The sequence below is a fragment of the Microbacterium sp. AC145 genome (assembly GCF_979258505.1).
Window position 1 is genome coordinate 293711 of record NZ_OZ409859.1, and the last position, 10321, is coordinate 304031.

Here is a 10321-nt window from a genome sequence, read left to right on the forward strand (position 1 = left end):
GGGGTAGCCGATTGCGCGCTTCTGGGGTGATGCCTACTTGCGGGTCTTGCTGGTGAGCTTTTGGGGAAGAGTGTCAGCAAGACCCACAACCCTCCCCGCGATGGTGGTCTGAGGCCCTCGCGGCTCTTCGCTCGGTGAAATCTGGGGACGTATGCTCACTCTTTCGTGGCGCGCGAGCGCAACTGCCGTCATCGCCTCGATCACTCTGTTGGGCGGCCTGTGGGCATCGCCGGCGATGGCCTCGTCCGGGGGGAGCCGTGGCATCGTCGACGCGACGCTGCCCTCCACTGCGACCATTTCGGGCACCGTCACCTCGGACACCGGCGCGCGTATCGACAGCGGCAACTTCGCGTGGGTGTTCGCGATCCCCGTCGGTGCCGGGGGCGATCCGTACGCGCCCGGCGTCGAATCCTGGTGGTCGGTCATCACCGACGGCAGCTACACCATCGCCGACCTCCCGGCCGGCGACTACACCGTGCTGTTCCGGTACGGATGCGACTGCGGCGGACCCGATCAGCTGCCCGGCGCACCCTGGGTGGAGGAGTTCCACCAGAATTCGCTCAGCCTCGCCGGCGCCATTCCTGTGCACGTCGATGCAGATGAGGCCGTGAACGGCATCGACTTCACGCTCACGCCTCGCGTTCAGGGGGAGCGCCCGCGGATCACGGGAGCCCCGGCGGTGGGAAGCACGCTGACCGCGGATCCCCAATGGTGGACGGCCGGCGTCACCTTGTCGTACCGGTGGTATGCCGACGGCATCATCATCGGCGGCGCGACAGCTGCGACATACACGCTCACTGCTGCGCAGGCGGGTAGAGCGATCTCGGTCGCGGTCACCGGGTCCATTCCGGGGTACGTGCCGAACAGCGGTACGTCGCGACCGACGGAGAGGGTCTTGCTCGCAGGTGCCCCGACGATCTCGGGCACGGCAGCGACGGGATCGACGCTGACGGCGAAGCCCGGTACCTGGACCGCCGGCACTGTCTTCGGCTACCAGTGGTATGCCGGCAACGCCGCGATCGCCGGTGCGACGGCTTCCACGTTCATGCCCACGGCCGCGCATGCTGACACGCAGATCTCGGTCACGGTCACAGGAACGCTCGCCGGTTACCCGACCGTCAGCAAGACCTCGGCGAAGACCGCGAAGCTGGCGCGCACCTCAACGCCGACGATCAGCGGCACCGCAGCGGTGGGATACACGCTGACGGCAAAGCCCGGCAGCTGGACCGCAGGAACCGTCTTCAAATACCAGTGGTACGCCGACAGTGCCGCGATCAGCGGAGCGACAGCATCCACCTTCACGCCGCCATCCACACTCGCGGGCACGCAGATCTCTGTGAAGGTCGCAGGCGCTGCCACCGGCTATCCGAGTGCCAGCATGAACTCGGCGAAGACGACGAAGCTGGTGATCGCCCCCACGCCGACGATCAGCGGCACCGCCGTGATGGGCAGCACGCTGACCGCCATGCCTGGCACGTGGGTCACGGGCACCGCCTTCACCTACCAGTGGTACGCCGGCTCCACGGCGATCACCGGTGCCACCGCGAGAACCTACGCACCGACGTCAGCCCAGGCCGGCGCGCAGATCTCGGTGAAGGTCACGGGGCAGCTCGCCGGATATACGACGGTGCCGAGGGTCTCGACCAAGACCCCCAAGGTGCTGCTTGTCGCGACGCCGACCATCAGCGGCACCGCCGCCGTGGGCAGCACGCTGACCGCCAAGCGAGGGACCTGGACCACCGGCGCCGCCGTGACGCACCAGTGGTACGCCGACTCCAGCGCGATCGCCGGCGCGACGGCGGCGACGTTCACCCTGACGTCGGCTCAGGCCGGCAAGCAGATCTCGGTGAAGGTCACGGGCACGCTGACCGGCTATGCGACCGCTTCAACGACCTCGGCCAAGACAGCCAGGACGCTCGTCGTCGCCACACCGACCGTCAGCGGCACCGCCGCCGTGGGCAGCAGGCTGACCGCGAAGCCCGGCACCTGGACGACCAGCACCGTCTTCACATATCAGTGGTACCGCAACGGCGCCGCCATCTCGGGTGCAACAGCCTCCACCTATCTGGTGCGCCCGACCGATGCCTACGCTGCGGTGTCTGTGAGAGTCATCGGCAGTCGCACCGGATACGCGTCGGTGACGAAGTCCAGCGCCTCGACCGCACCGGCGACGGGGAAGGTCTACGCGAACTGCACGCTCCTCAATGCGGACTATCCCGACGGCATCCGCAAGAACGGAGTCACCACCGATAAGAAGTCAGGAGTGGCGAAGCCGCTTGTCGGCAACCCCTACGAATCGACGTCGATGTACAACCGCCAATCGATCGCTCGCGACGCCGATCGTGACGGGATCATGTGCGAGCGCTGAGGCCTCCGGCGCGATGAGAGGGTGAACGCGGCGGCCCGTGCACGACGAAAAGGGGCGGATGCCACGCATCCGCCCCTTTTCGTCGTCTGCGGGTCAGCGGTAGTTGATGAACTGCAGATCGAGGTCGAGATCGGCGCCCTTGAGCAGAGCGATCACGGACTGCAGATCGTCGCGGCTCTTGGACTGCACGCGCAGCTCATCGCCCTGGATCTGGCTCTTCACACCCTTGGGGCCTTCATCGCGGATGAGCTTGTTGATCTTCTTCGCGTTCTCCGACGAGATGCCGTCCTTGAGCGTCGAGACGATGCGGAACTCCTTGCCGCTGGCGAACGGATCGCCGGACTCGAGGCTCTTGAGCGAGATGCTGCGCTTGATCAGCTTGCTCTGGAACACGTCGAGAACAGCCTTCGCGCGCTCTTCGGTGCCGGCGATGATGAGGATCTGTTCGCCGCTCCACGCGATCGAGGCGCCGGTGCCCTTGAAGTCGTAGCGCTGCTCGATCTCCTTGCGCGCCTGGTTCAGGGCGTTCTCGGCCTCCTGGTGATCCACTTTCGAGACGATGTCAAAGGATGAGTCTGCCATCGTGCCAGTCTATGACCAGAGGGTCTGCTGGTCAGGCCCATGAACGGCTGTCTGCCACGTCCGAGGCCTAGCCGGCGCCGGCGGAATACACGTTCTCGGAGATCGCCGTCATCCCGTCCGGAGGATGCCCGCCGTCAGGAATCACGGTGAACGACCCCGCGACGCCGCCCACTCTGAACGGGGCTCCGTCGCCTCCGCATCCGAGTACCCAGGTCTCCTCATCCACGTAGGCGAGAAGGCACGTGCCCCTGTCGTCGCTTGCTCGGGCGAGCCACAAGGAGGTCCCTTCCTTCTCTCCGACGAATCGGGCCGTCGTGGGGTCAGCGTCATCCCACGCGTAGGACGGCAGGTCAGAGGGAACCTCGTCCTCGGGCTGGGCTTCCTGCTCGAGCACGGAGTATGTGTCGCCCGTCGCGGTGCATCCGGCGAGTGCGAATGCGACTGCGGAGAGAGCGACGGTGAGGCCTGTCGCCGTTCGTCTCCTCGTTGCGAGCAGGGTCGGTCGACTGTGAGATCCCATCGGCCCATGCTCTCGCATCGACCCCGAGCGCGACAGATTCCGCGCTGATATGGAAGCGTTTTCACGAGGCGCCTTCGAGCTGTGCCCGGTCACGGATTGGTATCGACGTCTCGATCCATTGCGGAACGGTTCAGAATTTGTGCATACTGTAAGCGCTTGCAGTTTCATGCAGGTCATCAGCACTCAGAGAGGCACACACCAATGAAGGTGAACAAGAGGGGCATCGCCGCCGCCGGCGCCATCGCCATCGTTTCGACTCTTACGCTTGCCGGTTGCTCGACCGGCGGTGCAGGCGACGACGCAGCCGAGAGCGACAGCGGCAGCACGCTGACCGTGTGGGTCGACGCCGAGCGCGTGGACGCGCTGCAGGCCGCAGCCGAGTCGTACGAGGAGAAGACCGGCGTCGCCGTGGAACTCGTCGGCAAGTCCGTCGACGACATGAAGGACGACTTCATCCAGCAGGTGCCGACCGGCAAGGGCCCCGACGTCGTCATGGGTGCGCACGACTGGCTCGGCGAACTGTCGACCAACGGTGTCGTCGCCCCGCTCGAGCTCGGCGACTCCGCCGCCGATTACCTTCCCGTCGCGCTGCAGGCCGCGACCTACGAGGGCACGGTGTACATGCTTCCGTACGCGGTCGAGAACATCGCCGTGCTGCGCAACGCCGATCTGGTTCCCACCGCACCCACCAGCTTCGACGACATGGTGTCGAAGGGCACGTTCGTGGTCGAGCAGGGCACCGAGGGCAACCCGTACCACCTCTACCCGTTCCAGACCGCGTCCGGCGCCCCCGTCTTCGGCACCGACGACTCGGGCAGCTACGACGCCGCCGACCTGCAGCTCGGCAGCGAGGGCGGCTTCGCCTTCGCCGACTGGCTCGCCGCGCAGGGTACAGCCGGCACCCTGAACACCGACATCGACGGTGAGATCGCCAAGCAGCAGTTCCTCGACGGCACCGCCGCCTTCTGGCTGACCGGTCCGTGGAACGTCGGCGCGGCCACCGATGCAGGCATCAACGTCGCCATCGATCCCGTCCCCAGCCCCACCGGAGAGACGGCTTCGCCGTTCGCGGGCGTGAAGGGCTTCTTCGTCAGCTCCGAGTCGAAGAACAAGGTCGCCGCGAATGACTTCCTCGTCAACTACATCGGCACCGAAGAGGTGCAGCTCGAGCTGTTCGAGGCCGGCAACATCCTGCCCGCGCTGACGGCTGCTGCCGACACCGCGGCATCCGACCCGATCATCGCCGGCTTCCAGGCCGTCGGTGCAGACGCGGTCCCGATGCCCGCCATCCCCGCGATGGGTGCCGTCTGGGAGTTCTGGGGTGTCGCCGAGGCGGCCATCATCAACGGCTCCGACCCGACGACGACGTGGCAGAAGCTCGTCGACGACGTGACCGCAGCGATCAAGTAACTCAACTCAGCACGATCCCTGCCGGGGCGGACCTCGTCCGCCCCGGCAGATTCACGACGGGGACGACATGACAGAAACCGCTGAGCCCACGGCTCCATTGAACAAGCGCCAGCGCCAGGCCGCGAAGATCGCCGAGGCGGCCTCCGGGCCGATCGGCTGGATGCTGCTGAAGATCCTGCTGCTGGCCGTGGTCGACGCGATCGCGCTCTATGCCGCGTTCGTGCTCTTCGGTCAGCAGGAATGGCTGGTGCTCGGCCTCCTCGTCGCGGTCACGGTCCTCGTCAACTACATCTACTTCTCGCGCAAGCGGGTCCCCGCCAAATACCTGACGCCGGGCATCATCTTCCTGGTGATCTTCCAGGTGTTCACGCTGCTGTACACCGGCTACATCGGATTCACGAACTACGGAACCGGTCACAACGGCACGAAGGACCAGGCGATCTCGTCGCTGCTCGCCTCGGCGCAGCAGCGGGTCGAGGATTCCGCCACCTATCCGGTGACCGTCGTCGAGCAGTTCGGCACCTACGGTCTGCTCGTGACCGACCCCGACTCGGGCGATGCCCTGCTCGGCACGAGCGAGCAGCCGCTGCAGGAGGTCGACGCCGAGTTCGAGGGTGGCAGGGCCGTCGCCGTCGACGGGTGGACGACGCTCCCTCTCGCGACCGTCTTCACCCTCTCGGAAGAGTTGGAGGCGCTGTCGGTGCCGTTCAGCGACGACCCGAACGACGGCAGCCTCCGCGCACCCGACGGGCAGAGCGGCTACCTGTACGTCTCGACCCTCGAGTACGACGCGGATGCCGACACGATCACCGACACGACGACCGGAGCGGTCTACTCCGACACCGGCGAGGGGGCCTTCACCGCCGATGACGGCGCGACGCTCATGCCGGGCTGGCAGACGACGGTCGGCTTCGACAACTTCATCCGGGCGGTGACCGACGAGAACATCCGCGGCCCGCTCATCTCGGTGACGATCTGGACCTTCGTGTTCGCGCTGCTCTCGGTCGCGACGACGTTCTTCCTCGGCCTGCTGCTGGCACTGGTCTTCAACAACACCCGGATGCGGTTCCGCAACGGCTACCGCATCATCCTGATCCTGCCGTACGCGTTCCCGGCCTTCCTCTCGGCGCTCGTATGGGCGGGCATGATGAACGAGAGCTTCGGCTTCATCAACCAGGTCATCTTCGGGGGAGCGGACATCCCGTGGCTCACCGATCCGACCCTGGCGAAGGTGTCGGTGCTCCTGGTGAACCTGTGGCTCGGGTTCCCCTACATGTTCCTCGTCTGCATGGGGGCGCTGCAGGGCATCCCCGACGAGGTGAACGAGGCGGCCGTGATGGACGGCGCGAACCCCTGGCAGATCTTCCGCCGCATCAAGCTGCCGCTGCTGCTGGTGACGGTGGCCCCGCTGCTGATCTCGTCGTTCGCGTTCAACTTCAACAACTTCAACCTCATCTACATGCTGACCAAGGGCGGACCGCGGTTCGACGATGTGAGCATCCCCGTCGGGCACACCGACATCCTGATCTCGATGGTCTACAAGGTGGCGTTCACGGGCCAGTCCCGCGACTACGGCCTGGCATCCGCCTTCACGATCCTCATCTTCATCGTGGTGGCGACGATCTCGATCATCAGCTTCCGCAAGACCAAGGCCCTCGAGGAGCTGAACTGACATGAGCACCACCGACCTCAGCACCGCCGCCTCCGTCACCGTCGAACCCGGCCGCGCCCCGCGCCGCCGCCGTCGCGGCTTCGCGGCGTGGTTCGCCGACACCGGATGGCGTCACGTCGTCGCGATCGTCGTCAGCGCCTTCGCACTCTTCCCCCTTCTCTACGTCGTCTCGGCGTCGCTGAACCCGAACGGCACGCTGACCGGGTCGAACCAGCTCTTCTCGGCCTTCGGCTTCGACAGCTATGTGCGCATCCTCAGCGACCCGCAGAATCCGTACGGTCTGTGGTTCCTCAACACCCTGCTCGTCGCGGTCGTCACCGGCGCCGTGACCGTCTTCATCGGGGCTCTCGCCGCATATGCCTTCTCGCGCATGCGCTTCGCCGGGCGTCGCATCGGACTCGTCACCATCGTGGTCGTGCAGATGTTCCCGCAACTGCTCGCCGTGGTCGCGATCTTCTTGCTGATGACCACGCTGGGGGACTGGTTCCCCGCCATCGGACTCAACACGCACACGGGCCTGATCCTCGTGTACCTCGGTGGCGCGCTCGGAGTGAACACCTACCTGATGTACGGGTTCTTCAACACGCTCCCGATGGAGCTCGACGAAGCCGCCCGCATCGACGGGGCGGGCCACGCCCGCATCTTCTTCACGATGATCCTGCCGCTGGTGGCACCGATCCTCGCTGTCGTGGCGCTGCTGTCGTTCATCGGCACGGTCAACGAGTACGTGATCGCGAGCGTCATGCTCGTCGACGTCGAGCAGCAGACGCTCGTCGTGGGACTCACGAAGCTCGTCGCGAACCCGCGCTACGCCGACTGGTCGGCATTCTCCGCCGGTGCCGTGATGGCGGCGATCCCGGTGATGATCCTGTTCCTGTTCCTGCAGCGCTACATCGTCGGCGGTCTGACGGCCGGCGCGACGAAGGGCTGAGCTCGCACGTCGTCACGGCGTTGCGAGCGGGCTGCGTCGTGGCGCGGTCGTACGGTTGTCCCATGGCACGGATCGGGGGACGCAATTCAGTGATGAGCTGGATCGCAGGGGTGTTCTGCGTGGGCGTCGTCGCGGCGTTGATCTGGTTCGCGATCCCGATGTTCCCGACGCTTGACGCGTTCGTCGGCGACGCGCTCCGCTCGCTGTTCCCCTGAGACGCCGCGACGGCTCCTGCCGCGTGATCACGCGGTATGGCGACACGTCGGCACGCCTCCGGTCGGCCGCGCATCCGCGGCGGTAACCTCGCAGAGCACATACCCGATGAGAGGCGCACCCCATGAGTGACCCCGAGGTTCCCCAGCCCGAGCGGCCGAAGGACGTCAACGACGTCGTCGACAGCGCGAACGCTGGTCTCGAAGCCGCCGAGGCCGCGCGTGCAGACGTCGCTGCCACTCCGGCCGAGACCACAACGGCGGATGCCGCCACCACGCCCGCAGATCCTGCGGTCGACCCCGATCTCGCGGCCTTCGAGGCCGCAGAGCGCGATCACCCCGGCACGTTCGCGACGCCCGAGTTGAACGATCCCGCTTACCTCGATCCCGAGCCTGCTGTCGACACGACCTCGGATGCCGACACGACGTCGGCTGCGACGGCGGATACTGCCGCGACGACCGCTTTCGACGCGCCCGCCCCGCCGCCCGCGAACAGCACCGCACACGAGGAGTCGGCCATGGCCGGCGCCGCGTATGCCGGAGCAGCGGCCGCCGGAGCATCCGCCGCGGACACCCGCGCCGACACTCGCATCGTCCCGTCGGAGCCCGCACCGGCCGAGACCGTCATCGCCCCCGTGCAGCAGCAGCCCATCTTCGTGCAGGCTCCCGAGCCCCCGCGTGAGCGCGGCAACCGCGGCACGGCCGGAGCCATCGGCCTGCTGGCCACCCTCGCCTTCGCGGTGCTCTACCTCGCGGCGACGCTCGGAGTCGGCGCCTTCGAGGGCGATGTCACCGGCACGAACATCGCGGAGTCGGCGCTCGCGCCGCTCATGACCTGGTCGTACTGGGTTCCGGTCGTCGTGTTCTTCCTGGGCTTCTGGCTGCTCGGCGCGTTCATCAACCGCGGCCGCTGGGGCCTGTGGGTCGTGTTCGGCATCATCGTCGGCGTGATCGCGTACGGCGGACACATCCTCGGTCAGCTGTTCCAGGCGCCGTTCTGGCTGCTCAGTGCAAGCGAGGGCAACGAGCTCGTCGGATCCCAGCTGCTCGCGCCGCTGGCGATCGCCGCGTTCATCTTCGCGCGTGAGCTGACCATCTGGTTCGGAGCCTGGGTCGCCCGCAGCGGCGCCCGAAAGACCGAGCTCAACGCCGAGGCGCAGCGCGAGTACGAGCGCACTCTCGAAGCCGGCCCGACGCTGGCGAGGTAGTCACGGACATGTCGTCGCCGAACCCCCGCGGACCCGAGTCCGCGGGGGTTTCGGCCGTCTTGGCGCTGGTGCTCGCGACCGTCGGGTTCTTCGCCCTCGCGGTCTTCGGGCTGGGCGCGCTGACCGTCGCGACCGACACTGACATCATCGCCGTCGAAGGGCTCGGGCAGCTTCCGGGCGCCGTGGGGATGCTCGTCGCGGTGCTGGCATTCGCGCTCGGCCTCTGGATCGCGCTCCGGCGCGCGCGTCCGTCGTTCCTGTCGGTGCCGGGGATCGCGGTGGGGGTCGGCCTCGCACACCTCGTCGCGGTGTGGATCGGCGTGCTGTTCGGCACCGGCGACCTCGTGGTCGCGACCGCTGTCGCCGGCGATCTCGTGCGCGGTGGCACCAGTCTCGTTCTGCTGCTCGTCGCGGCGGCGGCCGCGTGGAGCGGCATCGCGCTGCGGCGCACCCGCGCGAGCCATCCGCGATGGCCGTGGGAGAACGAAGACGACGAGTAGCTCGGGCCGCTGAGCTTCCTGGGTCGCTGAGCTTCCTGGGCCGCTGAGCTTCCTGGGTCGCTGAGCTTCCTGGGGCGCTGAGCTTCCTGGGTCGCTGAGCTTGTCGAAGCGTCGGGCCCTTCGACGGGCTCAGGCTCCCTGGTCGTCGGGCCCTTCGACAGGCTAAGGGACCCAGGCGCATCGTCCACGGGGACCCGGGTGCAGTATTCCGGCTCGTCAATCGGTGCGCTGCGGGGGTGGTCGTCGTACGCTCTACGTGTGGAGCGCTCGTTGGAGACGCAGGTCGACCAGGCTGTTCAGGCCTGGCTGCGCTGGGTGCCGCGCTGGGAGCCGGCCACCCATCGAGGGCGCGTCGCGCCCTGCCGCCGGTGCCTCGGCTCGCCCATCCTGTCGGCCGCCGGCATCGCGGGCAACACTCCGCACGGCGTGCAGCACGGCCTGTCGACGCGCATCAAGACCATCGTCGATCACGCGGTCGCCGAGTACACCGAGCGCAATCTGCCGATGCTGCAGCGCGAGCTCGACCAGCAGGCTGACCGCAACCGGGCGCGCGCCTACCGGCCGTCTGAAGACCTCGATCCCGAGTTCGACGGGATGCCGCTCGACCCCGATCCGGTTCCCGGAGCGCCTTTCCTCTTCACGATCGCGGGCCTCGCCGACGACGCGGCAGCGGAGCTGCCGCCGCTGCCTCCGCTGAGCGACGAGGAGAAGAGCGCGCTGCGGCAGGAGGTGGGGCTGGCCGACGAGTACGCCAACCTCGTGGGGCGCGAGATCTGCGGCATCCTGCTTCGCCACCGTCTCTACATCCAGGCGGCGATCTCGCAGCACGTCGAACCGCAGATCGAGGCGATGCTCGCCGAGCTGACGCAGTCGCTCGATTCGCCGTTCGAACCCGACTCGCCCTGAGGCGCTCGGACC

Annotated in this window: 10 protein-coding genes; 8 read left to right on the forward strand and 2 right to left on the reverse strand. The window is 67.3% G+C overall.

Annotated features, from left to right (window positions below; all coding sequences use genetic code 11):
* Window positions 1-151 precede the first annotated feature (151 nt).
* Window positions 152-2368, forward strand: coding sequence for a hypothetical protein (locus ACZZZN_RS01425; RefSeq protein ID WP_463503482.1), 2217 nt, complete (start codon window positions 152-154; stop codon window positions 2366-2368).
* Between the two features lie 93 nt (window positions 2369-2461).
* Here ACZZZN_RS01425 and ACZZZN_RS01430 read toward each other — a convergent pair whose 3' ends face one another.
* Together ACZZZN_RS01430 and ACZZZN_RS01435 are read right to left on the reverse strand one after the other, a co-directional pair.
* On the reverse strand, window positions 2462-2950 hold the full coding sequence (locus tag ACZZZN_RS01430; protein ID WP_463503483.1) for a YajQ family cyclic di-GMP-binding protein: 489 nt from the start codon (window positions 2948-2950) through the stop codon (window positions 2462-2464).
* Between the two features lie 67 nt (window positions 2951-3017).
* Window positions 3018-3470 (reverse strand): hypothetical protein, encoded by a 453-nt coding sequence (locus ACZZZN_RS01435; RefSeq protein WP_463503484.1) that lies wholly within the window; start codon window positions 3468-3470, stop codon window positions 3018-3020.
* Between the two features lie 201 nt (window positions 3471-3671).
* Here ACZZZN_RS01435 and ACZZZN_RS01440 point away from each other — a divergent pair, with 201 nt between their 5' ends.
* From ACZZZN_RS01440 to ACZZZN_RS01470, 7 genes are all read left to right on the forward strand, one after another.
* A complete protein-coding gene (locus ACZZZN_RS01440) occupies window positions 3672-4880 on the forward strand; it encodes a sugar ABC transporter substrate-binding protein (RefSeq protein WP_463503485.1) in 1209 nt (402 codons plus the stop codon).
* A 67-nt stretch (window positions 4881-4947) separates the two neighbouring features.
* Window positions 4948-6552, forward strand: coding sequence for an ABC transporter permease subunit (locus ACZZZN_RS01445; protein ID WP_463503486.1), 1605 nt, complete (start codon window positions 4948-4950; stop codon window positions 6550-6552).
* Window position 6553: 1 nt separating this feature from the next.
* Window positions 6554-7483 (forward strand): sugar ABC transporter permease, encoded by a 930-nt coding sequence (locus ACZZZN_RS01450; RefSeq protein ID WP_463503487.1) that lies wholly within the window; start codon window positions 6554-6556, stop codon window positions 7481-7483.
* Window positions 7484-7545: 62 nt separating this feature from the next.
* Complete coding sequence (locus tag ACZZZN_RS01455; protein WP_463503488.1) at window positions 7546-7698, forward strand: hypothetical protein; 153 nt, start codon at window positions 7546-7548, stop codon at window positions 7696-7698.
* A 122-nt stretch (window positions 7699-7820) separates the two neighbouring features.
* Window positions 7821-8903: an ABC transporter gene (locus ACZZZN_RS01460; RefSeq protein ID WP_463503489.1), complete on the forward strand. Its 1083-nt coding sequence runs from the start codon at window positions 7821-7823 to the stop codon at window positions 8901-8903.
* A gap of 8 nt (window positions 8904-8911) precedes the next feature.
* The gene (locus tag ACZZZN_RS01465; RefSeq protein ID WP_463503490.1) at window positions 8912-9403 is read left to right on the forward strand and encodes a hypothetical protein; all 492 of its coding nucleotides are present in this window, start codon (window positions 8912-8914) and stop codon (window positions 9401-9403) included.
* A 258-nt stretch (window positions 9404-9661) separates the two neighbouring features.
* Entirely contained in the window at window positions 9662-10309 is a 648-nt protein-coding gene (locus ACZZZN_RS01470; RefSeq protein WP_463503491.1) for a spermidine/putrescine ABC transporter substrate-binding protein, read from the forward strand.
* Window positions 10310-10321 lie beyond the last annotated feature (12 nt).

Bases quoted from the DNA above. Each gene is read 5' to 3' on its own strand.
- ACZZZN_RS01425 (WP_463503482.1), top strand. From the start codon at position 152: ATGCTCACTCTTTCGTGGCGCGCGAGCGCAACTGCCGTCATCGCCTCG.
- ACZZZN_RS01430 (WP_463503483.1), bottom strand. From the start codon at position 2,950: ATGGCAGACTCATCCTTTGACATCGTCTCGAAAGTGGATCACCAGGAG.
- ACZZZN_RS01435 (WP_463503484.1), bottom strand. From the start codon at position 3,470: ATGGGATCTCACAGTCGACCGACCCTGCTCGCAACGAGGAGACGAACG.
- ACZZZN_RS01440 (WP_463503485.1), top strand. From the start codon at position 3,672: ATGAAGGTGAACAAGAGGGGCATCGCCGCCGCCGGCGCCATCGCCATC.
- ACZZZN_RS01445 (WP_463503486.1), top strand. From the start codon at position 4,948: ATGACAGAAACCGCTGAGCCCACGGCTCCATTGAACAAGCGCCAGCGC.
- ACZZZN_RS01450 (WP_463503487.1), top strand. From the start codon at position 6,554: ATGAGCACCACCGACCTCAGCACCGCCGCCTCCGTCACCGTCGAACCC.
- ACZZZN_RS01455 (WP_463503488.1), top strand. From the start codon at position 7,546: ATGGCACGGATCGGGGGACGCAATTCAGTGATGAGCTGGATCGCAGGG.
- ACZZZN_RS01460 (WP_463503489.1), top strand. From the start codon at position 7,821: ATGAGTGACCCCGAGGTTCCCCAGCCCGAGCGGCCGAAGGACGTCAAC.
- ACZZZN_RS01465 (WP_463503490.1), top strand. From the start codon at position 8,912: ATGTCGTCGCCGAACCCCCGCGGACCCGAGTCCGCGGGGGTTTCGGCC.